This window comes from Kitasatospora sp. NPDC088779, from assembly GCF_040685395.1.
In the GTDB taxonomy this organism is placed as follows: domain Bacteria; phylum Actinomycetota; class Actinomycetes; order Streptomycetales; family Streptomycetaceae; genus Kitasatospora.
Genome location: NZ_JBFBHW010000064.1, coordinates 13,305 through 35,390, shown reverse-complemented (window position 1 = coordinate 35,390; position 22,086 = coordinate 13,305). Strand labels below are relative to the sequence as shown.

The following is a 22,086-nucleotide window of genomic DNA, read 5'->3' as shown; positions in this document are numbered from 1 at the left end:
TCGACATGTTCCTCGACGACGCCGCCACCGCACCGCAGGTAGTCCCGCTGCGGGCCCCCGCCGCCGACGGGCACCACCACCGGCTCGGAGCGCTGCCGCCCGACGCCGCCCGCAACCCGTTCACCACGATCACCGGCCCGCTACCGGACCAGGCCCTCGACGGGCTCGTGACCGCGTGCGCCGCAGTACCCGCCGCGATCACCCTCACCCCGGCCCGGCTGGCCGCCGACCCGACACCCCACAGCGACCCGCTGCCGACCCCCGTGCTGGAGACCACCGTGGACGACGCCCTCACCCACGCCCACGACGCCCTCGCCGCCACCGACCCGCGCACCGCCCGCCTCTACAGGGTCCTCGGCACGCTCCCCCTGCCCGGCCCCCGCATCGACGCCCCGATGGCCGCCGCAGCAGCCGGCCTCGACCCGGTCACCGCCGGACACGCCTTCGACACTCTCGTCGAACGACGCCTCGTCACCCCCCTCGACTCCGACTCCCGCGCGGTCGAGCGGCGCTACGCCTTCCAGAGCGCCGACGGCCGCCGCCACGCAGCCCGCCTCGCGCACCTCGTCGACGGGCCCGACAGCGCACGCACCTGCCAACTACGGGCCCTGGACTGGCTCGTCGCCGAGGCCCATGTGGCGTCCCGGATCCTCGCCCCGCACCGTCCCCTGATCACCCCGGAGCTGCAGTACCTGCCCGCGCACCGCGCGGGCATCGGCACCCGGGTCGCGGCCCACGCCTGGTTCGCCGGCCGCGACCTCGACCTGCTCGGCGCGCTGCACACCGCCCGCGACGCCGGACTCGACTACCACAGCGCGTTCCTCGGCTACGCCGCCTGGCCCTGGCTGTTGCTGCAACGCGACTACCCGCAGTGGATCGCGGTCTGCGACATCTCCGTCGAGGCCGCCCACCGCCTGGCCGTGACGGCGCCCCGCCGGGGCTCGGGCCGAATGCTGCTGCGCGAGCTCCTGGGCGCCCGCGCCACCGCGCTGCGGGCCGTCGGCCGCACCCGCGAGGCGATCCGCGACTGCGAGCACGCCCTGGAACAGGCCACCGAAGACCGCGACGCCGTCGACGAGGCACGCGCGCTGCACGACCTGGGCGCCGCCCACCACCAGGACGGACAGCCCCGGCGTGCCTACGGATACCTCGACCAGGCCTACCGCGCGCGCATGCTGCTCGGCAGAACCCGGGACGCGGGCGTGACCCTCGTCCAGGTCGCCGAGGTCCTCGCCGACCTCGGCGACCACCCCGCTGCCCTCACCTGCCTGTACGAGGCCCGCCGGATCCTCCTCACCGAGGGCGACCCTCTCAACGCCGCCCGGGCCCTGGCCTGGACGGGCCGTCTGCGCGCCCTCACCGGCGACACCGCCGCCGGCGCGGACCTGGACGCCGCCCTGACCGAGTTCGAGGCCCTCCACTCCCTGCCCTGGCAGGCCCGCGTCCTGAACTGGAAAGGCCTGCTCGCCGAGGACCAGGGCCACACCGACGACGCCATCGCCCTGCACCACCGCGCGCTGGCCCTGTACACGGGCAGCGCCCACGACACCCACCGCGTACGCGGCGACCTGGCACGTCTGGGAGTCGACGCATGACCGGCAAGGTCCCGTATCACCGGGCCACCGCGCCGCCCCGCGGCCCCACCGGGCCGGTGGGCGCCCGCCGCGGCCCGACACCGCATCGCGTCCCGGCCACGGCGTCGTCACCCCGCACGCCGTACCAACTGCCGCTGTCACCGGGCCCCTACCGGGTGCCCGGGGGCGCCCGGTGCTTGCCGGTACTGGTCGCCGGGAACCGCTGTCCCGCCTGCGGACACCGCATCACGGCCGACCCGGCGTTCGTCGACCTGCTCTCCCTCACCGCCCACGGCTGGAACATCCACCAGATCGCCGACCGGTGGAGCACCGTTCCCCGGCAGGTCGACGCCGACCTCAACCGGATGATCCGCGACCTCGGTGCGACCGGACCCGCGCACGCGGTCGACATCGCCATCCGCTCCGGGCTGCTGCCGCGCCGTGTTCAGCCGCTCGTGCTGCGCCGCCGCCTCACCGAGGGCACGCTGCACGCCCTGCGGGCCACGGCCGCTGGTCTGGGCCCCGCCGAGATCGGCCGGCGGGCGGGACGCACCACCCGAGCGGTCGGCATGTCGATCAGCCGCTTCCTCGACAGGTACCAGCTCAGATCCCGTGCTCAGGCGGTACGCCTGCTCCACGACGCCCACCTCCTCGACCACACCCACCCCTGCCCGTGCCAGAACACCCCCGGGACACCGACACCGACATGACCACCACACACACCCCGGACGCGCCGGTCCACGGCCTTCCCTGCCCGGGCTGCGGCACCACCGTGACCGTCACCACGATCCAGCGCGACGTCCTCCACGAACTGGCCTGGGGCGCATCCACCCACCAGATCACCGAATACCTCGACGCCCGCGGGATCCACAGTGCCCTCCCCCCGACGATCAAGAGCCGGGGAGCGGCGGAGGTCGACGCGATCCAACGCACGCTCAACGCCTCGGGCTGCAACGACGCCGTGGACATCGCCTGCCGTCTGCGGATCCTCGTCCCGCCCAAGGGCCTGCGGCTGCCTCCCAAGGGCATCCCCGAGGGCCTCCTGCGCACCGCCGCGCTCATCGCCCGCGGCATGGACCACGCCGCCGTCGCGCACCAGCTCGGCCTGAAAGAGAAGTCCGTCTCCGGCCACATGGCCAGGCTCCGCGCCCTGCTCGGCGCCGCGAACACCCCGCACGCGATCTACTCGCTGCACGCCCTGGACCAGCTACCGGCACACCACCCCTGCCCGTGCCGTTACCCGTTCTCCGCCCACCGCTCGCAGGACAAGCGGTGACCTTGACCCCGGAAGAAAGCCGACGCATCGTCTACGGCGCGGCCCGGGCCCAGGGCCTCGACCCGACCGGCGCGGAGCCGCTCCAGCCGGGACACGACCACGTGTACCGGCTCCCGCACGCCGGAGCCGTCGCCAAGGTGCACGGCCCCTCCACCAGCCGCCGGGACGCGCTGCGCCAGCGCCGTGCCGCCCGCTGGCTGCGCAGCAAGGGCGTCGCCACGCCCCGGCCCGCCGGCATCTACGTCAACCCGATCCAGTGCGACAGCCCGCTGGGGCCCCTCCAGGTGACCTTCGCCGACGACCTGGGAGACACCCCGACGACCCCCGGACAACTCGGTGCCCTCCTACGGAAACTGCACAGCCTCGACAGCCCCGATTTCGAGCTGCCGGTCTTCGACCCCTTCAAGCGCGTGGCCGACCGCATCGAGGCACTGCCCGCCGCTGTGCTGCCCTCCAGGGAGCGCACACGCCTGCACCGGTTCCTCGCCACTGCCCGCACCGCCTGGCAGGCCCTCGAGTGGCCCGACCACGGCGGTCTTCTCCACGGCGACGTCGGCCCGGCCACCAGCATCCTGGCGCCTTCCGGCGCGCCCACGCTGGTCGACCTGGAAACGCTGTCCGTCGGCGGGCCCTGCCTGTGGGACGCCGCCGCGATCTCCTGGCGCCGCGATGTCTTCGGCGTCCCGTCCAGGGAGCATGCCGAGTTCACGGCCGAGTACGGCATCGACGCGTCCCGATACGACGGCGGGCGCCCCTACGAGGTGATGTCCAGGATCTTCGCGCTCCGCGGGTACCTGACGGCCGCCGAGTACGCGCTCACCGAACCCGACCGGCAGTCCCAGGCCGACCTGCGGCACAGCAGTGTCGCCGACCCGCTGCCGCCGTTCCCCTGGAACTGGAGCCTGGACAGCCGGCTCCCGGAACCCAAGCCCGCACCGTGACCGCTGCCCCCGATCGACGCGGCTCCGCGAAGCCGAGCGCCGCTGGGTCGATGTTCCTGGCCGGCCCCGCGCGCCAGCAGCCGGCGCGGCAAGGGTGGCCGTCGATGTTCCTGGCCGACCCCTACTCCCACGACCGCGATCAGCCCTCCTCCGGGCACCGCGCGTCGGTTCCACCGCAGAAGGTCTCCGGTACCGGCTGCCCGATCTGTGGCGCCCGACTCCACATCTCCCGCGGCGCGCTGCACCTCCTGGCGTTGACGGCCCAGGGACTGACGGCCCGAACGATCTGCCGCCGCTCACGCCAATCCCTGGACCGGGTCACGCTCGACCTCGCGGCCGCGGCCGCCGAACTGGGCGCGGCCAATCCCGAGCACGCGGTCGACATCGCCCTGCGAGGCGGTCTCCTGCCCTTCGGCAGGCACTGGCTCTCACAGGCGAAGCCGCTGTCGCAGGCGGACCTGACGGCCCTGCGTCTGATGGCCGACGGCCTGACCTCCCGCGAGATCGGCCAACGCACCAGACGTACCGCCCGCGCCGTCGACACCGGGCTGCAGCGGATCCTCACCCGCCACGGCTGGCGCACGAGAGGGCAGGCCGTGGAGAGACTGCACGCCGCCGACCTCCTCGACCGGACCCACCCGTGCCGGTGCGTGAACGACACCAGCCCCGGAACAGCAACCACATGACGACCTCCACCGAACCCCAACAAGCCGACGGACGCTCGGACCCCGTACTCCGCTTCGCCCCTCCGGAAGGCCCTTGCCATGACCACTGACGCCCTCCCCGCACCGCCCGGTCCGCTGGAACGGGTTCTCGGCCTGCACCTGGCCCACCTCCACGCCACCGTCGAACCGGGCGTCACTTCTCAGCTGCCCTTGCGACCAGACGCCCTGGAGTCCGGGCGCAGCACCGCGCTGCGTGAGGCCGTGGAGGCGGGCTACAGGCCCGCGATCGCGCGCTACTACGGTGCCGGGCGCCGAGAGTGCGACGAGTGGCTCTCCTGCATCATTGAAAACGCGCCCGGGCGTGGGTTCGTTGACTCCGGCCCGGGGTCGGCGCACCGGTACCAGATCGTCGAGGAGCAGGCGGCCGACGTGCTGCTCGCTGCTACCCATGTCCTGGACTTGCCGGCGCTCACCGATCGCACGCGTGAGTACCTGCACGTGCGGTTGGGCTCGGTCAAGCATGAGGTGAAGGCCGGGCGCCCGGCGCCGCCGGTTCCCGGACGAGGTCGCGTCCCGGACGTGGCCGGGGCGCCGTGCCAGCTGTGTGCGCTGGTGCGCAGTGCGCTGCTCGACCGGGGCGCCCCGATGGCGAGGCGCAAGAGCGAGTGGTGCGAGCGGGAGTGGCGCGGCCGTGTCGCCACGGCCCGGGCTGAGGCGTTCCTGGAACGCATCGGCCGGCCGGGCCCGCCGACCGCGACCGTGCTGATGGACGCGCAGATCATCGCGGAGATGAGCGCCGTCGAGGAACACACCGGCCAGCTGGCCCACCTCGTCGAACTCGCGACCACCACGTCGCTGCGGCTGCGCTGCGTCCCCACCCGGCAGTCGCTGCTGGTTTCCCGCGTTCTGCTCACCCTCGACGGCGGCACTCTGGTCGCCGAGCTCTCGCCCAAGCACGTCGCCTACGACACAGGATCGCCCGACGACCTCGACGACCGGGTCCGAGCCGCGTTCTCGGCTGAGGCCACCCTCACCCTGCTGCGGCGCGCCGCCGCAGGGCCGTTGAGGCAGCCGTGGCTGTGGTGACCCGGCGGCCGCTCGCCGCCCGGGCCTGGCCCTACCAGCAGCAGGCCGACAGCGGGCAGCACGCCGCGGGGATGGCCGCCGCCGACGAAGGCGCCCCGACCCTCCCGCTCGCGGGAGGACCGGTCCGCTACCGCCTGCGCGCTCTGAGCACCCGGCTGGGGGCACGGTGAACGCCGCTGCGCGCCTGCCGGACGGCTACGCCTGGGCAACCGGCCTCGACCACGCCCAGGCCCTGCTCACCGACGCGACCATCCCCCTCCTGGCCACCGGCGAGCGGGAGCGCGACGCGCGGATCGCCGCCGTCCTCACCCGCTACGGGCCCGCCGCCGGGCCGCTCCCGCGCCCGGCCCGGGCGTGCGCCCGCGTCGTGTCCACCGGCGACGACCCGCGCCTGGGCCGGCTCGCCGCCACCGCGCTCGGCCGCCCCCACCACCACTACCCGACCCTCGCCCAGGCCCTCACCGACCCCGGCCCGGCCGGCGGCAGCGTCCTGCTCACCGCCGACCCCGCCCACCTGACCCTCGCGCATCTGCTGCCCGCCCTCGACACCTGGACCCGCCACGGCACCCGCCTCGGACTGCTCACCGGCCGCGACACGCCCGCAGCCCTGTTCCTCCTCGCCAAGATCCTCGCCGCCCCCTCGACCCCGGACGGGACTTCCGCGCTGATCGACGGCACCACCGGCCGCTCCCGCCACCTCCACCGGCCCGGCGCGCCCCGGCTCACCACCGCCGAGACGATCGGCTCCCCCTGGCGCACCCTCCTGATCGACGCGCACGGCTCCGCCGCCCACGCCCACCTCGGCACCGCCGTCCTGTGCGGCCTGCCCGGCGACGCCGAACGCACCCGCACCGGCCACCTCGTCCCCGGCGGCTGCACCCCCGACCGGTGCAAGACCGCCCCCTCCAGCGGCCTCACCGTCCACCACCCGCACGACCTGAACGCCGCCGTCCTGGGCCTCTACATCTGCAACGCCATCACCCTCGGCCCCGACGAGCAGTACCCCACCACCGTGAACCTCGCCCTGGACGCCGTCGACGGACACCCGGCCGCCATCTTCGGGCTGCTGCGCGGCGACGCCGACACCACCACCGAAGACCCCCACGCGGCCGCAGACCTCCTCCACACCGGGGCCGACCTCGGCGCCGTCACCATGGACGCCAACCGCCGCGCCGCCGAACGCGGCCTCACCGGAGGGGCCGCGGTCCTCCTCGGCGACCCCGACCACCATCCCCACCCAGTACGCAGCGACCGCCCCGCGCCTCCCGCGCCCCGCACCAGCCCCCCACGTCCGCCCGCCGCCCCCACCCCCGAGCGGGACCGGGAACTGGCCGACTGGACGCAGCGCACCGCCGAGGCCGCCCTGTTCGAGGCCGCCCTCGGCGACTCCCTCGCCCACCGTCCAGACCCGGGCCTCGACCAGTGCCTACGCTCCATGGCCGACGTACGCGCCGCCGCCCAGACCCTCCTGCGGCGCACCGCCCCCACCAGGCGCCTCGACCACGAGGAACTGGAACGCCTCGCCCACCAGTGGGCCGAGCACGCCCTCGCCCTGCTCACCCGCACCCGCGGCGGCGCGTTCGGCCGCCAGCTCACCGCGCTGCGCGCCACCCACCGCATCCACGGCACGACGCCGGCTCCCCCGTGCCCGCACTGCGCGATGCCGCTGACCGCGCAGCACCTCACCAGCGTGCTCGGCCCCTGCGACCGCATCGCCGTCACCTGCCCGCGCTGCGGGCCCGCCCACAGCCACCCCGCCGGCCAGCCCCCGCTGACCGTCCACGCCCCCGCCGCCGTCCACCCCGGCCGACCCTTCACCCTCACCGTCGACGGCCCCGAACGCGGCCTGCTCGCCATCCACCTGCACCCGCGCAGCAGCCGCTCCGCCAGCTACGCCCACACCACCACCGACCTCGCGCCAGGGCCACTGACCGTCGGCCTCGACGTCCCCACCGGCCTGGTACCCGAACTCGACCGGCTCTGGCTCGTCCACGCCGACCGGTTCCGCCTCTCCCTCCACCAGCGGCGTGTGCCCGTCCTACCCACCGAGTGCAACCCTGGCAACAGCCCCCGCACGTCGTAACCTCGGCCAGCGCCCGCAGTTGGCCCAACACCACGTGCCCCGCTGGCCGTCGACGCGGACCGCATCCTGGAGCATCTCGGAACGCCCGGGCCCGTCCTTGCGGTGGACACCCTGGCTCAGGCACACCGCCACTGGCCCAGCCACCTGCCGCCATGGGACCTCGTGATCGTCCACAACCCGCTCCTGGCCGACGACGCACGATCGGGTGTCTTGAACGGCTTCCGTTGGACCCGGGCGAACGGTGGAAAGTGGCCCCACCCCTCGAACGGGCAGACGACGGCTCAGCTCGCCGTCGCCGACCTCTTCTCGCTGGCTGCGCTTGTGCCCGGACCGCCTACGGGCCCGCCGGTCGAACACCTGGCGGAGCCACTTCTCATCGTTCCGGTGGGGCCACTTGAGACCGTCGCAGACAATCGGGTCTCGAGCAGGTGCCGGCACGCACCCGCCTGTACCTCACCGCCGTCGAGGAAGCGGTGACCCGTGACCGCGGGGCCCAGACCGGCCTGGAGGAGTCCCATGTCGGGCCGCCGCCGCCTTGGTCGGCCCGCACGCCGACCGCACCCCACCCATCCCTCCGAACGTTGAACTCGCAGAAAGAAGAAGCCGGTTGAACCGCAGCCCACCCCGCGCGACCGCGCACGCCTGGCCCACCCGCTCCCACGCCCGTTCGGAGACTCACCGCCATGACGCCCGCCAAGCACTTCCCGCCCGAGCTGCACGACTGGGTCGCCGGCCATCTGCCCGGCCTGGCCGCGAGCGAGGACCGCTCCTGGCCGCGCAGCAACTCCCTCGTGTGGCACGTGAGGGGCGACTGGGACGCCTACGTGAAGATCAGCCCCAGCGACCTCGACTTCGAACGCGAAGTCGCCGGATACGCCTACGCCGAAGCGCACCTGACCGACCAGGAGGCACCGCGACTGCTGGCCTGCGACCCGCACCTGCGCGCGATCCTCAGCTCGCCGCTGCCCGGCCGCGTCGTCCGGGACCTGCCCCTGGAGACCAGCACCGAGCTGCGCCTGCACGAGGACGCCGGACGGCTGCTGCGGCGCTGGCACGACGCGTCCGAGCCCGGCACGGACGCGGACCGCGCCGCGGTGCGCTCCGACATGCAGGACAAGGCCCAAGAGGCCGCCGACTGCCTGGAGCACGTCGCGGCGCACCTGGGCGCCGACCGGCTCGCCCTGGTCGAGGCCGCGTCGAAGGAACTCGCCGACCTCGCCGAGCAGCTGCCGCTGGTCTACCGGCACGGCGACTACGAGACCCGTAACTGGCTGTTCGACAAGGCCACCGGCCAGCACGGCCTGATCGACTTCTCGACGGCCGCGCACGGTATCGCCGCGTCCGAGTTCGTCTGGCTGTTCGGTGCCCTCTGGCCGGGGCGCCCGGACCTGCGCGAGGCGTACTTCACCGGCTACGGCCGCCCGCTGACCTTGGAGGAGGACAGGCTGCTGCACCTGCTGACCGTCCGCCTCGGCGTCTCCTACCTGCGCAACGGCCTGATCAAGGACCGCGACGACCTCGTGACGCGCGGCCATCTCGTCCTCGACCGGATGGCCGCCTACCAGCCGTAGCCCGAACGGAGCGCGGGGCGCGGGGGTCAGTGTGTGCTGGTGTGCCGTTCCGGCTTGGTGGGTCGCTCCATCAGCAGGGCGGCCGCCTCGTTGAGGTCGACTTCGCCGCGCAGGAGCTGGACGACGGCCTCGGTGATGGGCATCTCCACGCGGTGGTGGTGGGCAAGGTCGAGGATCGCTTCCGAGGTCTGGACGCCCTCGGAGGTCTGGCTGATCGCGGCAGCCGCCTCGGTGACGGACTGTCCGCGGCCGAGGCGTTCGCCGAAGGATCGGTTGCGGGACAGCGGTGAGGCGCAGGTGGTGACGAGGTCGCCCATGCCGGCGAGGCCGGAGAAGGTGTGGGGGTCGGCGCCGAGCGCGGCGCCGAGTCGGGCGGTTTCCGCGAGGCCGCGGGTGATGAGCAGGGACTGGGAGTTGTTGCCGAGTCCCGTGCCGGCCGCGATGCCGACCGCGAGGGCGATGACGTTCTTGGCGGCGCCGCCGAGCTCGCAGCCCAGCACGTCGGTGTTGGTGTAGGGGCGGAAGTACGGGGTGTGGCAGGCCGCCTGCAGGCGCTGGGCGACCTGCTCGTCGGTACAGGCGACGACGCTGGCGGCGGGCTGCCGGTTGGCGATCTCCCGGGCCAGGTTGGGCCCGCTGACCACCGCGACGCGCTCCGGCCCGGCGCCGGTGACCTCGGTGATGACCTCGCTCATCCGCTTGGCGGTGCCGAGTTCGATGCCCTTCATCAGGCTCACCAGCACGGTGTCCGGGCCGATCAGCGGTGCCCAGGCGGTGAGGCTGGCCCGGACGGCCTGGGCTGGCACCGACACCACCGCGAAGTCGGCGCCGGCCAGCGCCTCGGCCGCGTCGCTGGTGGCCCGCAGCTGCTCGGGCAGGTCGACGTCCGGCAGGTAGCCGGGGTTGCGGTGGCTCGCGTTGATCTCGGCGGCGACCTCGGGACGCCGGGCGTGGAGGGTGACGTCGGTCCCGGCGTCGGCCAGCACGGCTGCGAACACGGTGCCCCAGGAGCCTGCGGAGAGCACTGCCGCCGTCGTCATGTCGTCCCCTAGCGGTGGTCATCCCCTGCCCGGCCGGGCGGGTGGGGGCAGCCTACCCGGCCCACGTCGGGCGACCGGTCAGGCCGGAGGCCGTCTCAGGGTGAGGGCGACGGCCCGGCGGCCGTCCAGCGTGGGCAGCGTCCTGGCCGCCTCGGCGAGCATGCTCCCCGCCGGGGCGTCGCCGAGTTCCCGGCGCAGCTCGGCCTCGTGGTCCTGCCAGAGCTGGTAGAGGCGGGCCCACATCCGCGGTTCGTGGGGCCGTTCCTCGATGTGCTCGACGACGAGTCCGGCGTGCTGGACCTACTCGGTCTAACCGGGTTCGGCCTCGGGGCGCAGCGCGCGGGTCAGGACGATGCGTGCGCCGGGGTGCAGGATGCGGTGGAGTTCGGTGAGGGCGGCAGGGTCTGCCCGGGTTGCAGCCGGAGCCGGTCGATGAGGGTGGCGACCAGTGGCCAGTCGCAGGAGCTGGTCGGGGCGATCTCGGTGGGGTAGGCGTCGCCCATCGCGAGGGCGTAGAGGCGTGCTGTCAGGTCGCTGCCGGTCCGGGCGGTGTGTAGGGCGTTGTAGCCGCGCTGGAGCGTGGCCTCGTCGGGCGAGAGGGCGGGCGGGGGTGCGGGCACGGCGGCGGCTCCTCGGGTCAGCGGGGGACGGAGCGGCGGATGCGCGAGCGGGCGCCCGCCACCAGGACCTTCACCGCGGCGAACGGCTCTCCGCCCGACGCGCTCGCCGGCTGGTCGCCGCCCTGGCTCTGCCGGGCACCGCCCGCACCGCACAGGCCTTGGCCGGGGTACGGGCGGCCGCGACCGTCACCGAGTTGCTGCGCCGGATCATTGCTCGGGACGTACGCACGCAGCGTGGCATCGCCGCCCAGCTGCTGGTCGATCGTCATGGTTCCCGGGACGTCCGAACGGAGCTGGGCATCTCCAAGTCGGCCTTGTCCGAGTTGCTGTCCGGGCAGTGAACGGGCCGGGGCACGGGTCTCGTCCTACTGGTTCTGGAGGCGGGCCAGGACGGTGCTGACCGGCTTGAGGTCCCGGTAGGCGTTGAAGGCGGGCGCTGCTTGACGGGCGAGTTCGACGCAGCGGGTGGCGCCGATGCGCTTGGCGGTGTCGAGGGAGGCGGTGAGGACGGCGGCGGCGTGCTCGGGGTTGCCGGCGCGGGCGAGGGCTTCGGCCTGGTAGGTCTGGAAGATGGCGCTGGTCTTCGCGCGGGGTGTCTGGAGTTCCGCGAGGCCGTTGTCGATGTAGCTCACGCCGGCACGAAGGTCGCCGAAGTCGAGGAAGCAGCGGCCGGCGTCGATGAGGTAGTCGGCCGGTGACATCCAGGAGCACCAGGCCGGGACCGGGTCGGGGCTGGAGGTGTCGAGGAGTTCTTCGCAGGCGTGGAGGGATCGGTAGCAGAGGCGTTCGTCGCTGCTGATGGCGTGGGCGCGGGCCTTGCGGATGTGCAGTAGCGCCCGTGCTCGGGGGTGGGTTGTGCAGTCCAGGGTGCGGTCGAGGAGCCCGATCGCGGTGCTGGGGTCGCGCAACCAGATCGCCTGGTAGGCGAAGTCCGCGAGGATGCTGGTGCCGAGGTCGGTGGCGCGCGCGGCGTGGGCGGCGTGGAGGGCGCCTTCCCACAGCCGTCCGGCGGAGCCGTGTTCCCCGATGTCGAAGCGGGTCCAGCCGGCGGTCTGGCCGAGTCGAGCTGCCAGGGCGTGCAGGCGCAGCGTGGTGGGCTCGTTGTGGCGGCCGGTTTCGATCAGCGTGGTGGCGGTGGACAGGTGGGCGTCGATCAGTTCGACGGTGTGCTGGCGGTCGGCCGTGGGCAGGGCGGTGAGGGTGCGGGAGGCTTCCTCTAGCCGGTCGACGAGGCCGGTGTCGCAGGCGGTTTCGCCGGTGAGGGCTTGGTCGAGTTGGTGGGCTTGGGCGTCTTGGGACCACTGGGTGCACAGGGTGATGAGGGCGCCGGAGCTGGCGGCGATCGCCGAGCGGCGGGTGAGGTTGCCGATGGCATCGCGTAGGACGGTTGCGGCGGGGACGGAGCCCAGGTCGACGGGCTGGTGCTGTCCGGGGAGCCAGTGGGGCCAGCCGTAGCGTTTCACGTCGCTCCAGGGGACGTCGAAGACTTCGGACAGGTAGAGCTGTGATTCGTCGGTGGGGTCGTGCCCGTTCTCCCAGCAGTAGACACGCTGGCGCCCCATGTTGGAGGCAAGTCCGTGTTCCTGCTTGCGCTTTCGGATCTCGCGGGCGAGGTCGTCCTGCGACCATCCGCGGAGCGGCACAAGTCCCGCAGACGGTGACAGCGAGGTGGCAGATAACTACTTGCCGCAGCAGGCGATTTGCCCTGTACTCGGTCCCCCGGCCCGCTCGTCCCGGCCGGCCTCGACCACTGGCTCCCACGTCAACTCGGCGGGAAATGAGGCGAGATGGACATCAACACGCTGCTGCGCACCTTCTACACCGTCGAACGCGCGGGTTCTGAGCTGCTTTCGGACGGAGGCGGCCCGCTGGGCTTCGACATCCAGGTCGCCCTCCAGTTGGACTACCTGATCCGCGGGTACCAGGTCGACGGCATCGTCGAGACCGGCGGTTCCTGGAGCGACGTCGGCCGGGCGCTGGGCGGGATCACCAAGCAGTCCGCGCAGAAGAAACGCCGGACGCTCGCCGACCTGACCAGGACGGCGTCAGCCGCTGGCTGACGCTCAGGCGGCCTGGGGATGCCCTGCGGCGGACCCGGCCGCGCCCGCTCCGCCCGCCAGCGTCAGCCTGCGGCTGACGGGCTGTCGCCGTCCTCGCCCGTCCGGCACTTCGCACCCGGCGGCGGCCACACGACCACGCCGGGCGGACGGACGACGCCGAGGCCGCGCGGGCCGGGCCACCATGCGCCCCCTTGCCCCTGCGTACGCCCTCTACCGGCCGACAGCGGACTGCGCCAGGATGGTCGACCGGTCGTGCACGTGGAAGGGGAGCGTCATGGGTGAGCACCAGAAGCCGGCGGATCTGGGCAAGGGGGATCCGCCGCCGAACAACGCGGACGGGAAGGTCGACAACCCCCCGCCGTCGACCGGCAAGCACAAGAAGGGGAAGTGAGCACCCACGACGGGGACCTGGTCGGGCGTCGGACGGGTATGGACACGGCCATGACCGAACGCGGGGCGTGGCCGCAGGACTCTTTGTGGCTGCGGGAGGCCATGGCCGCGCTGCCCCGGGACCGCTTCGCGCCGGATCGGCTGTGGCGGTGGGACGGGTACGCCTATGTGCCGGTCGACCGCGCCAGCGACCCGCAGGGGTGGGCGAACGAGCTGTACGACGACGTCAACGGTGCGGCGATCACCCAGCTCGACGGCGGCCGCCCGTCCTCCTCGCTGTCGGCGCCCGGGGCGGTGGCGGACATGCTGGACAGCCTGATGGTGGAACCCGGGCACACGGTGTGGGACGTCGGCGCCGGTCAGGGCTGGACCACAGCGCTCGCGGCCTGGCGCGCCGGGCCCGGCCTGGTCGTGGCCACGGAGATCGACGAGGCACTGGCCGAGTTCGCCCGCGACCGTCTCAAGGCGGCCGGGGTCGACGCGGAGGTACTGGCCGCAGACGCCACCCGCACGGGGCCGCCCGGCGGCGCCCGGGTCGACCGGCTCCACGCCACCTACGCGGTGGAGACCGTGCCCTGGCAGTGGATTCAGGCCGTGCGGCCGGGCGGCCGGATCGTCTACCCCTGGGGCCGGCTCGGCTACGTCGCGCTCACCGTCGACGACGACGGGGGCGGCGCGCAGGGCTGGGTGCACGGCCTGGCCCAGTTCATGGCCGACCGGCGCGGCCCGGCACAGGCCCAGACCGGCCGCGCCGCGTACGCGGCGGTACGCGGCGACGGCGAACCAAAGGTGCGGCGGGTGGTGGAACGCGACCTCGCGCCGCTGGCCGACGACTGGCACCTCAGGTTCGCGGTGCGGGTGGCGGTGCCCGACGCCGTGCTGCTCACCGGCCGGGACGAGGACGGCGTCAACGCCTGGGTGCACGACGGCGACGCGTCGTGGGCGGAGCTGACCGCGCGCGGCGACGGCAGCGTGATCCTGCTGCAGGGCGGGCCGCGCCGGATCGGCGACGAGGTGATGACCGCCTGGTCCCAGTGGGAGGCACTCGGCGAACCGGAGCTGTACGACTACGGGATCGCCGTCACCCCCGACGGGCAGTGGGCCCGGCTGGGCGAGGACGGCCCGCACTGGCCGATCGGCCGCCAGCGGCTCCCCGCACCGGGGGACGACGCCGGTACGGGTGGTGGTCGCTCGTCCGGGTGACATCCGGGTCGTCCGCTGGCGAGGACGCCCTGCCGTACGGAGTACCGGGCCGATGTGCACGCTCGCGTGGCCGCGGGGGCACAGGGGTTGCCCCGCTCCGAAGGGACGGTCATGTCCATACCTGCCGGTGCCCGCTGGTGAGGCGACGTCGTTGGTGCGGTTCCCCCGGCCCGCTCGGGGGTTCAGGCCGGGGCCGCTGTTCCGCGATGCCGGTGACGGCAGCCGACGGCGCGCGGGGCTACGCCGTGGCGGTGGGCGCAGCCGGCTTTCCTCGGCAGGGGACGGCATGCATACGATCTGATAACTCTGTGTGAGGGTGTTGGTCGTTCTATGGTGTTCTCCATGCGCGGATCGAAACTCCTGTACGCGGCGGCGGTCTTGGTCCTGGGTGCCGCGTCCGTCGCCGTCGCGAGGACTCAGGACACTGCTGATGAGACCCGTATGGCTCCGGCGATCCTGCTGAGCCGGGAGTACCACGAGCAGCACCTGCGGCCCGTCGCGGACGAGATCCACCGGTTGATCGACTCCGGACAGGTCGACGGCAGGAGCTTCGCGTCGGTGGTGTTCCACGGCGATGAGCACTACCTCGACCTCTACTGGAAGGGAACGGTTCCCGTCAGGATCACCGAGGCTGTCGACGCCTGGCGCACGCGCACCCGCGAGGCGATGCGCCACGATCCCGCCGGCCCGGTCAGTCCCGACTACGACGTCCACTACCGGACGGCCGTCTACTCGCGGTCCGAGATGGACCAGGCCATCAGCAGGTTCATCGGTACGGTCGGCAACGACACGGCGGAGTGGTCCTCGATCTCCCCGGCCAACGACGGCAGCGGCCTCGTACTCTCGTACCAGCCGAAGACCGCCCGGCGCATCGCGCCGGTCAACGCGCCGATGCGCGACTACGAGACCCGGGCCGAGCAGATCGCCGGCATCCCCGTCCACCCGCAGATCGGCTCCCCGGAGACTCCCACGCAGGGCAGCCGTACCAGCGACGCCCCGCCCTGGTATGCCGGAGCCGACCTCAGGCTGAGCGACAACAGCCGCTGCTCCACCGGAGTGCCGGGCTGGGTCAACGGCAAGCGCGTCCTGCTCACCGCCGCCCACTGCCAGACCAGTGGGAACGTCTACACCGGGCAGCGCGTCGTCGGTGAGGTCACCGCGTCCGACGGCGGCCTCGACGTCGCCGTCATCACCACAGACCAGCAGACCGTGGCCCGCTTCTACAGCAGTGCCTGGAACAGCGGCGACTCCCGCCCGCTGTACGGCCCGGCGCGCCTGGACCCGGGCCGGTCCGCCTGCTTCAGCGGTGCCACGTCCGGGTTTCACTGCGAGCTGGAGGTCACGCGCGTCGGCGTCCACTCGCCGTCGGGGCGCACCAACGCGACTGAGGTGAAGTCCCGCGGCGGAGGCATCGCTGTTGCCCAGGGTGACAGCGGAGGGCCGGCCGTGGCCAACCCGGAGGGCGATTCGATGGCGCCGGTCGGTGTCATCATCGCCGGGAACACCGACACGAAGGTCCCGTGCAGCGGTACCTCGTCCACGACGACGTGCTTCTCGACCGGTTACTACACCCCGCTTGATTCGGTGGGGTCCCGGTTCGGGTTCTCGGCGTTGTGAACCGCCTGGGAAGGAGCGCCGTCGTGAACGTCGCGCTCACCGGCCGGCTGGCGGCTGCCTTCGGCGTGCTGGCCGTGGCCTGCGGCGCGGCCGCGGCTGTCCCGGGCCCGCTGCCCCGCGGCCGGGCCCTGGCCGCCCTCCAGCGGGACGTGTACCAGGCCGGGATCGGACCGCGTACCTGGCACATCGTCACCGTCACGGCCGAGCCCGGCGCGGACACCCTGACGGTCGGGGTGATCGGCAGCCTCGCCGACGCCCGCCACACCCTCGACCGGAGGTTCCCCGACCGCACCAGGGTCGTCCACGGACAGACCCTCGTGCCGGCCGTCTGGCGGCCCGGCCACGACTACCCGCTCGAAGGCGCCCTCCGGGGCCTCGAAGAGCCGGGCTTCCAGGTCTTCGAGACCGGCGCCGAGGGCGGGCGTACCACGGTCGGTGTCGTCGGCGACCTCGACGCAGCCCGCGACTACCTCGACGCCCGCTACCCGGGCCGCACGAGCGTCCACGACAACACCCCGCACTGAACGTGGGTGGTTGTTCAGCGACGTTTGGTGTTCCAGGCGGTCGCCACGGCGGTGTCCTTCCCGCCTTCGGCCGGGGAGTCCTGGTCGACTGCGCGCAGGCCGGGGCGTTGGACGGCGCAGCAGTCGAGCGGGAGTACCTGGCCCTGCTGTCCGACCTCCCCGACGACAGGCTCCGTCGCTCCGTGACCGGCGCGCGGGTCTTCGCTCAGCAGCGCCGGCCGACACACCAAGGCCGAAGCCCTCGCCCGGAAGGCATCGGCCCTCCAGTCCGTGACCTGTCTCTCCGCCGGTCTCGCCCGCAGCCTCAACGTCCTCGGCCGGCCCGCGGAGGCGCTGCAGGTCATCACCGACGCCAATGCGGACACCCCCCAGGACCGGCGGGCCCGCGCCTCGGCACGCAGCTCAACGGACAGGACGGTCACGTAGGACGACCCCGCCCCCACCGGTGGCCGCGATCAGGGCCCCGGCACGGCTGAAGATGAACCGCGGACGGATGCCACGGAGCAGGACGGCGTTCCCACCCGCCCCGCACCGGCGGCGTCCGGTACGGCTTCTTCGGCGTCGCCGTTCAGGGAACCGGATGCGGATCCCAGCTCGGCAGCCGAGAGCCCGCAGGGCTCGGATCAAGGCGATGGCACGCTCGACGATGCCCAACCGGTGTCGGCCTCGCAGGACACGACCCGGACCCTGCAGGAGCTCTGCCTGCAGATCCTCGCCACCGCACAGGCCCCGATGCGCAGTGGCGATGTCCTGACGGTCATCCTGCACCTGCAGACCCTAGGCCGGACCACCAAGCTCCTCAAGGTGAAACACCAGAAGGAGACCGTGCGCACGGCACTCAAGCGACTGGCGGAGAAGGGCCAACTGGTCAAGACCGAGCCCGGGCTGTACGCGACCGCTCGCGACGATGCGCCGTTCGGTGCAGCGCAGAAGGCGGAGGCCGCCTAACGAGAGGCCGAGCGACAAGTCCCCTGATACGAGACGTCAGAGGGGAGAGGTGCCGCCGGCTTAGGCCCCGGCGGCACCGAGCGGTCCCCTGATACGTGGTTCGCATGCCCGAGCGTAGCCGAGGGAGGTTCCGCTCGGGGCCCGTGCGGCCTAATTCGCGTTGCCCGGGTTCCGGCGGCCCCAGCCGGTCGCCCGTCCGGGCGCGCGGGAAGGCGCTTTCACACATGCGTTCCTTGCGTTCCCTTTCAGAGCGCGGCGGCGGAGGCTCGGGTGGTGGCCGCAGGCCACAACACCGCGTCGAGTCCGTCCTCCAGCAGGCTGATGGTCACCACGCCCGCCCAGCTTCGACCGGCCAGCAAATTGGCGATCACCTGACGGTTCACCCCGGTGAGCGCCGAAACCTCCCACAGGCTCCAGCCCCGCTCGTCGATGTGCCACCGGAGGCCGCGCGCGATGAACAGCATGACGCGGGCGCGGGGGCGCACTGGCCCGGACCCGATACCACCCGGACAACCACCGGGCCCTGGAGGACGCCACCGCCCTGGGCCGCGCCCTCGCCGTCCAAGGCCGACGCCCCGAGGCCACACAACAGCTGACCCGCTGCGCCACCGCCTGGCGCGAGCACTTCGGCGCCCGGCACCCGCACACGGTGGCCGTCGAGGCCGACCTCGCGGCGCTGACCCGCCTCTGACGGCCGGTCCGCAGACAGGGCCCACACCCTCAGCCTGCGGACACCGGGCAAACCGTCCTACCGCTGTACCCGGTTGTCGGTCGCCAGCACGTCGCCCGGCACCGTCGAGCCCACCTGGCGCCGCAGCGCGCCGATCGCCGGATCGGAGATGGAGACGGTGAGCCGGTAGGGCGGCTGGCCGGTGATGGTGTTGTGCGAGTCGGTCGGTGCCATCAGCCGTTGCTGGACGGCGAAGCCGTCGAAGCCCGGGCACAGGGCCTCGGTCGGGAGCGTCACCTGTACGAACGCGCCTCCCTCGGGCCCGGCGTGGACGGTACCGCCCGGGTCGGCCGGGGCGTCGTCGTCGCCGTGCGTCAGCGGGAGGCCGCGGGCCCCGCCGACCAGGCCGTCCGGGCCCTCGATCTCCACCGCCACGCCGTGCGGACCCAGTGGCGCCGACAGGTCCAGCGCGCGCTCGCCGGCGCCCGGGCCGAGACCCAGGCCAATGGTGAAATGCCCGGGGTCCTGTGCCGCGCCCCGCGAGAACCCGTAGGAGCTGAGGACGAGTTGGGGTCCCGGCGGCGGGGCGTCGGCCAGTGACCCGGCGAAGGTGAAGGACGCGGGCGCCGGCTCGAAGTGGTGGAAGCCCTTGGTACCGCACCTGGTGCCGTCGGAGACCCCGCCGCCGGGCAGCGCGACGTCCACAGTCGGCCGGGGCGATCCGGGCACCGGCCGCGGGCTGCGCATCGACAGGCCGTCCCGGTTCAGCACACCGGCCGGGTCCGTCCCGACCGCGACGGCCAGCAGCGCCGCGAAGACAGTGGCTGCGATCAGCACGGTGCGCCGGCGCCCGGGCCGGATCCACCGCGAGCGCGCCGCGCCGCGGGCCGCCCCGGGCGCGGCCCCGGGCGCCCAGCGGCGGCCGCCCAGGTCCACCGGCGGCTCTTCCCGCCACCGTGCGGCGAGCATCCGGGTCCGGGCGGTCGCTCCTCGAACCGGCCTGGTTCCTCACTCTTCTCGCACTGTGACCCCGCGCTGGCGCAACAGCGCCACCACCTCCTGGTAGTAGGTCAAGCCGCGGTTGTCCACCGCCCCAGAACTGGGCTGCGGATGGACCTGGGAGGCGATTCACCGGGTCCGGCCTCGTGTGCCGCTCAGCTGCCCAGAGTGCGGTCACGGTCTCCACGGGAAGGTCTCCCCCGCGCCACGGCGGCTGAAGTACTTCGCCCATGACCCTGGTGCCCCGCGATGCGAGCTTGCCGAACAGATGCTCGACCACCACCTGCTGAAGTTGGAGATCGTCACCACTGTCCGGGCGGCCGGGGCTCACGCCGAGCTGGAAGCCGCCAGCCGGGGCTGGCGCACCGACGTGCTCGCCACCGCGGCGGACGGCCGCCGCGTCGGCTGGGGACGTGCAGCTCGCGTCGATCACCGCAGCCGAGATGGAGCAGCGCGCCGCGCGGATGGCCGCCGATGAGGTGACGGCATGCTGGGTGGCGCTGGGCACGGGCGAGCGGTGGCTGGGGCAGCAACCCGCCATCGGCGTGCATCCGCCTGACGAAGGCGACGGGCAGTGGCGGATCGCGGCGGGTCTGCTGCGGCTGGTCGGGCAGAGATCCGACCCGGCCCGGGGACTTCCGCCGGTGTGCTGGAATCAGGTCCAGGACGCCACGTTGCAGGACTTCGTGGGGTGGGCGCTGGCCGGCCGGGTCGTTCCGCGCAGGTTCGCGGAGTGCGAGAAGGTCTGGGTCGGCGGCTGGACGGCCCCGGCCTACCTGGAGCGTGCCCGGGCTGTGCTGATTGGCGAACAGGCGGCACGGCGGCCGATCGGCGCTGCTCGCCGCGCGCGGTGAGCCGGTGGAATGGTTGGTGGAGGGGATGCAGCGGGAGGTGGAGCAGCGGGAGGTGGAGTCGCTGGACGGCATCGTCGAGCGGATCTTGTACGTCGGCGGCGGGTTCACCGCAGTGCGGCTGGGTGTGGAGGGCGGCGAGAGCCTGACGGTCAAGGGGGAGGCCCTTAAATGGGCGGCGTCGAACCGGTGCCGGGCTCCGCAGGTGATTTCCGGAACACGCCCGACCTCGGCTGTGGGCGCCGGGCGTCCGGGGCGCCTGTCACAGGGGGCCGGTACGCTCTCGACCGGCAGAGAAAGCCGTGTCGGGGTCCGGGGAAGGCACCTCCCGGACCCACTCTGTCGAGGCTGGTCCTACCGAACCGCTCCTCGTCGGCTCGGTCAGCCGCCACACGGTGGCCCGAGGCATGGGGCCAGCCGCAATCACGCGGCGCCTACATAGGCGGTGCTCTCCAGGAACTCGCGGACGATCGGCACTTCCCGTCGCGCGGTGAACTTCGAGCGGAGGTCGGCGAGCGTGGATGTGCTGCGGGCGGAGGTGATGCCGCCCATGTGGTCCACCGCCCGGTGGGCGGTGTCGATCGCTCCGTCGAGGTCGTCGAGGGCGATCCGGGCTTCTGCCTCGCGAGCCAGGTAGATGGCCGCTCCACGCGGATATTCGTCCTCGCGGTAGGTGTCGGCGGTGCTCAGCCCCGCGGACGCGCCCTCGAAGTGGCTGATGGCCTCCTTGGGCCGGCCCAGGTTCAGGGAGCAGGAGCCCTGGAGCATCCTGATCTCGCCCAGGTTCAGCCAGTAGACGCAGTCGGGGTCGGCGGCGGTGTCCTGGTCGCGTGCTCGGTCGTAGGCGGCCATCGCGGCATTCTGTGCGTGGGCTGCGGCCTGGCTGTCGCCGGCGTGCGCGTGGGCGCGGGCGAGGCGGGCGAGGAGCATCGCCTCCATGCGGGCGGAGCCGATCTGCCGGGTGTAGCCCAGGGCGCCGTTGACCAGGTCCACGGCGCCGTTCGCGTCGGCGGTGCTGTAGCGCATGATGGCCCAGAACGCCAGGGTGTTGGCGGTGACGACGGGGTCGCCGGATGAGGCGGCCGCCCGGAGCGCGACGAGGTAGTGCTCCTCGGCGAGTGCGTGCTGGCCGGAGTCGTAGGCCGTCCAGGCGCAGATCCGGGCGGCTTCGGCGGCTGCCGCGTACAGGCGCCGGCCGGTGGCCTCGGTGTAGGAGGCGGTCTTGAGCTGCTTGGTGATCAGGGCGAGTTGGGCGCGCGCGGAGGCGTGGACCTGACCGGAGCCGAACTGGTCGTCCTGGCGTCGCAGGATGGCCAGGGACTGCTCGAAGAGCGCGGGCACGCTCGCGCCGATCCTGGAGCCGGTGGTGCGGGCGGGTGCGAGCGGGGCGGTGGCGGCTTGGGCCAGGACGGGCGCCAGTCCCGCGACGATGACGAATCCTCGGCGGTCCATTCCTTGGCGGTCCATCAGTCCTCCTACGGCGGCGGCGTGGTCGAGCAGCTCGATCGCGGCCTGGGGGGTCCACCTGGCATGCAGCAGGTCTCGTGGGCCCATGCAGGCCAGCGAGAGCCATGCCGGCCACGGGCGGTCGGCGACCTCGCTCTGGGGAATGTTGTGCAGGACCGCCATCGCTTTCTGCGCACTGGGCTCGGGTGTGGTTCCGTGCCGGGTCCAGCGGGTGATGCGCTTGCGGTCCGGCGGGATGGCTCCGTAGCCGAGTCGTTCGTGGACGGTGCTCAGGCGCGCGAGGTACTGGGTCGCGGTCCAGTTGTTCTGATGGAGCAGGTAGGTCAAGGGGTGCTGGTCGATCTCCAAGCCCGCCACCTCCGGTTGCCCGTTCCGCTCATGATGCCCGGTCAGCTGCGGGTTGAGTAGCTCCAGGCGCATGGGTGGTAACACGTGGGAACAGCCTGGGCACGGTTGGGCACCGCCGCGCTCTTCCGCGACCCGGCGGTCGGCGTGATGGTT

Annotated in this window: 24 protein-coding genes; 16 read left to right on the top strand and 8 right to left on the bottom strand. The window is 73.2% G+C overall.

Features of this window, described 5'->3' with window-relative positions:
• Window positions 1-5: 5 nt before the first annotated feature.
• From AB0P03_RS36295 to AB0P03_RS36255, 9 genes are all read left to right on the top strand, one after another.
• The gene (locus tag AB0P03_RS36295) at window positions 6-1,595 is read left to right on the top strand and encodes a tetratricopeptide repeat protein (protein ID WP_363632904.1); all 1,590 of its coding nucleotides are present in this window, start codon (window positions 6-8) and stop codon (window positions 1,593-1,595) included.
• On the top strand, window positions 1,592-2,284 hold the full coding sequence (locus AB0P03_RS36290) for a hypothetical protein (RefSeq protein ID WP_363632880.1): 693 nt from the start codon (window positions 1,592-1,594) through the stop codon (window positions 2,282-2,284). Before AB0P03_RS36295 ends, AB0P03_RS36290 begins: the two co-directional genes overlap by 4 nt.
• On the top strand, window positions 2,281-2,850 hold the full coding sequence (locus AB0P03_RS36285) for a LuxR C-terminal-related transcriptional regulator (protein ID WP_363632878.1): 570 nt from the start codon (window positions 2,281-2,283) through the stop codon (window positions 2,848-2,850). The genes AB0P03_RS36290 and AB0P03_RS36285 overlap by 4 nt, the downstream gene beginning before the upstream one ends.
• The gene (locus AB0P03_RS36280) at window positions 2,847-3,791 is read left to right on the top strand and encodes a phosphotransferase (RefSeq protein WP_363632876.1); all 945 of its coding nucleotides are present in this window, start codon (window positions 2,847-2,849) and stop codon (window positions 3,789-3,791) included. Before AB0P03_RS36285 ends, AB0P03_RS36280 begins: the two co-directional genes overlap by 4 nt.
• A gap of 104 nt (window positions 3,792-3,895) precedes the next feature.
• Window positions 3,896-4,477 (top strand): hypothetical protein, encoded by a 582-nt coding sequence (locus tag AB0P03_RS36275; protein ID WP_363632875.1) that lies wholly within the window; start codon window positions 3,896-3,898, stop codon window positions 4,475-4,477.
• A 78-nt stretch (window positions 4,478-4,555) separates the two neighbouring features.
• The gene (locus tag AB0P03_RS36270; RefSeq protein WP_363632874.1) at window positions 4,556-5,542 is read left to right on the top strand and encodes a hypothetical protein; all 987 of its coding nucleotides are present in this window, start codon (window positions 4,556-4,558) and stop codon (window positions 5,540-5,542) included.
• Window positions 5,530-5,712, top strand: a complete 183-nt coding sequence (locus AB0P03_RS36265) for a hypothetical protein (protein ID WP_363632873.1) — start codon at window positions 5,530-5,532, stop codon at window positions 5,710-5,712. Before AB0P03_RS36270 ends, AB0P03_RS36265 begins: the two co-directional genes overlap by 13 nt.
• Complete coding sequence (locus tag AB0P03_RS36260) at window positions 5,709-7,625, top strand: hypothetical protein (protein WP_363632872.1); 1,917 nt, start codon at window positions 5,709-5,711, stop codon at window positions 7,623-7,625. Before AB0P03_RS36265 ends, AB0P03_RS36260 begins: the two co-directional genes overlap by 4 nt.
• 683 nt (window positions 7,626-8,308) lie before the next feature.
• Window positions 8,309-9,196, top strand: a complete 888-nt coding sequence (locus AB0P03_RS36255) for an aminoglycoside phosphotransferase family protein (protein WP_363632871.1) — start codon at window positions 8,309-8,311, stop codon at window positions 9,194-9,196.
• A 26-nt stretch (window positions 9,197-9,222) separates the two neighbouring features.
• On the opposite strand, the gene AB0P03_RS36250 is transcribed toward AB0P03_RS36255, so the two are convergent.
• The 5 genes from AB0P03_RS36250 to AB0P03_RS36230 form a co-directional block, all read right to left on the bottom strand.
• Entirely contained in the window at window positions 9,223-10,236 is a 1,014-nt protein-coding gene (locus AB0P03_RS36250) for an NAD(P)H-dependent glycerol-3-phosphate dehydrogenase (protein ID WP_363632869.1), read from the bottom strand.
• A gap of 78 nt (window positions 10,237-10,314) precedes the next feature.
• The gene (locus tag AB0P03_RS36245; protein ID WP_363632868.1) at window positions 10,315-10,479 is read right to left on the bottom strand and encodes a hypothetical protein; all 165 of its coding nucleotides are present in this window, start codon (window positions 10,477-10,479) and stop codon (window positions 10,315-10,317) included.
• A 101-nt stretch (window positions 10,480-10,580) separates the two neighbouring features.
• Complete coding sequence (locus AB0P03_RS36240; RefSeq protein WP_363632866.1) at window positions 10,581-10,856, bottom strand: hypothetical protein; 276 nt, start codon at window positions 10,854-10,856, stop codon at window positions 10,581-10,583.
• Window positions 10,857-10,873: 17 nt separating this feature from the next.
• Window positions 10,874-11,125: a hypothetical protein gene (locus tag AB0P03_RS36235; protein WP_363632864.1), complete on the bottom strand. Its 252-nt coding sequence runs from the start codon at window positions 11,123-11,125 to the stop codon at window positions 10,874-10,876.
• A gap of 96 nt (window positions 11,126-11,221) precedes the next feature.
• Complete coding sequence (locus AB0P03_RS36230) at window positions 11,222-12,418, bottom strand: XRE family transcriptional regulator (protein ID WP_363632862.1); 1,197 nt, start codon at window positions 12,416-12,418, stop codon at window positions 11,222-11,224.
• A gap of 225 nt (window positions 12,419-12,643) precedes the next feature.
• Here AB0P03_RS36230 and AB0P03_RS36225 point away from each other — a divergent pair, with 225 nt between their 5' ends.
• The 6 genes from AB0P03_RS36225 to AB0P03_RS36200 all read left to right on the top strand — a co-directional run bounded on the left by AB0P03_RS36225 (window position 12,644) and on the right by AB0P03_RS36200 (window position 17,598).
• Window positions 12,644-12,916 (top strand): hypothetical protein, encoded by a 273-nt coding sequence (locus AB0P03_RS36225; protein WP_363632861.1) that lies wholly within the window; start codon window positions 12,644-12,646, stop codon window positions 12,914-12,916.
• A 387-nt stretch (window positions 12,917-13,303) separates the two neighbouring features.
• Window positions 13,304-14,509: a methyltransferase domain-containing protein gene (locus AB0P03_RS36220; RefSeq protein WP_363632859.1), complete on the top strand. Its 1,206-nt coding sequence runs from the start codon at window positions 13,304-13,306 to the stop codon at window positions 14,507-14,509.
• Between the two features lie 441 nt (window positions 14,510-14,950).
• Complete coding sequence (locus tag AB0P03_RS36215) at window positions 14,951-16,126, top strand: trypsin-like serine protease (protein WP_363632857.1); 1,176 nt, start codon at window positions 14,951-14,953, stop codon at window positions 16,124-16,126.
• A 23-nt stretch (window positions 16,127-16,149) separates the two neighbouring features.
• Window positions 16,150-16,650, top strand: coding sequence for a hypothetical protein (locus AB0P03_RS36210; protein WP_363632856.1), 501 nt, complete (start codon window positions 16,150-16,152; stop codon window positions 16,648-16,650).
• A gap of 270 nt (window positions 16,651-16,920) precedes the next feature.
• Entirely contained in the window at window positions 16,921-17,076 is a 156-nt protein-coding gene (locus AB0P03_RS36205; RefSeq protein WP_363632855.1) for a hypothetical protein, read from the top strand.
• Between the two features lie 231 nt (window positions 17,077-17,307).
• Window positions 17,308-17,598 (top strand): hypothetical protein, encoded by a 291-nt coding sequence (locus tag AB0P03_RS36200; protein WP_363632854.1) that lies wholly within the window; start codon window positions 17,308-17,310, stop codon window positions 17,596-17,598.
• Window positions 17,599-17,843: 245 nt separating this feature from the next.
• Here the strand turns inward: AB0P03_RS36200 and AB0P03_RS36195 are convergent, their stop codons facing one another.
• Both AB0P03_RS36195 and AB0P03_RS36190 read right to left on the bottom strand, forming a co-directional pair.
• On the bottom strand, window positions 17,844-18,062 hold the full coding sequence (locus tag AB0P03_RS36195) for a helix-turn-helix transcriptional regulator (protein ID WP_363632853.1): 219 nt from the start codon (window positions 18,060-18,062) through the stop codon (window positions 17,844-17,846).
• A gap of 284 nt (window positions 18,063-18,346) precedes the next feature.
• Window positions 18,347-19,237 carry a hypothetical protein gene (locus AB0P03_RS36190; protein ID WP_363632852.1) on the bottom strand — a complete coding sequence of 297 codons (891 nt, stop codon included), beginning with the start codon at window positions 19,235-19,237 and terminating at the stop codon, window positions 18,347-18,349.
• Window positions 19,238-19,680: 443 nt separating this feature from the next.
• Between AB0P03_RS36190 and AB0P03_RS36185 the strand changes: the two genes are divergently transcribed.
• Window positions 19,681-20,121 carry a hypothetical protein gene (locus tag AB0P03_RS36185; protein WP_363632851.1) on the top strand — a complete coding sequence of 147 codons (441 nt, stop codon included), beginning with the start codon at window positions 19,681-19,683 and terminating at the stop codon, window positions 20,119-20,121.
• 420 nt (window positions 20,122-20,541) lie between these two features.
• Here the strand turns inward: AB0P03_RS36185 and AB0P03_RS36180 are convergent, their stop codons facing one another.
• On the bottom strand, window positions 20,542-21,933 hold the full coding sequence (locus AB0P03_RS36180; protein WP_363632850.1) for a transcriptional regulator: 1,392 nt from the start codon (window positions 21,931-21,933) through the stop codon (window positions 20,542-20,544).
• Between the last annotated feature and the right edge of the window lie 153 nt (window positions 21,934-22,086).

Bases quoted from the DNA above. Each gene is read 5' to 3' on its own strand.
- AB0P03_RS36295 (WP_363632904.1), top strand. From the start codon at position 6: ATGTTCCTCGACGACGCCGCCACCGCACCGCAGGTAGTCCCGCTGCGG.
- AB0P03_RS36290 (WP_363632880.1), top strand. From the start codon at position 1,592: ATGACCGGCAAGGTCCCGTATCACCGGGCCACCGCGCCGCCCCGCGGC.
- AB0P03_RS36285 (WP_363632878.1), top strand. From the start codon at position 2,281: ATGACCACCACACACACCCCGGACGCGCCGGTCCACGGCCTTCCCTGC.
- AB0P03_RS36275 (WP_363632875.1), top strand. From the start codon at position 3,896: ATGTTCCTGGCCGACCCCTACTCCCACGACCGCGATCAGCCCTCCTCC.
- AB0P03_RS36270 (WP_363632874.1), top strand. From the start codon at position 4,556: ATGACCACTGACGCCCTCCCCGCACCGCCCGGTCCGCTGGAACGGGTT.
- AB0P03_RS36255 (WP_363632871.1), top strand. From the start codon at position 8,309: ATGACGCCCGCCAAGCACTTCCCGCCCGAGCTGCACGACTGGGTCGCC.
- AB0P03_RS36250 (WP_363632869.1), bottom strand. From the start codon at position 10,236: ATGACGACGGCGGCAGTGCTCTCCGCAGGCTCCTGGGGCACCGTGTTC.
- AB0P03_RS36245 (WP_363632868.1), bottom strand. From the start codon at position 10,479: ATGTGGGCCCGCCTCTACCAGCTCTGGCAGGACCACGAGGCCGAGCTG.
- AB0P03_RS36235 (WP_363632864.1), bottom strand. From the start codon at position 11,125: ATGACGATCGACCAGCAGCTGGGCGGCGATGCCACGCTGCGTGCGTAC.
- AB0P03_RS36230 (WP_363632862.1), bottom strand. From the start codon at position 12,418: ATGGGGCGCCAGCGTGTCTACTGCTGGGAGAACGGGCACGACCCCACC.
- AB0P03_RS36225 (WP_363632861.1), top strand. From the start codon at position 12,644: ATGGACATCAACACGCTGCTGCGCACCTTCTACACCGTCGAACGCGCG.
- AB0P03_RS36215 (WP_363632857.1), top strand. From the start codon at position 14,951: ATGGCTCCGGCGATCCTGCTGAGCCGGGAGTACCACGAGCAGCACCTG.
- AB0P03_RS36195 (WP_363632853.1), bottom strand. From the start codon at position 18,062: ATGCTGTTCATCGCGCGCGGCCTCCGGTGGCACATCGACGAGCGGGGC.
- AB0P03_RS36190 (WP_363632852.1), bottom strand. From the start codon at position 19,237: ATGCTCGCCGCACGGTGGCGGGAAGAGCCGCCGGTGGACCTGGGCGGC.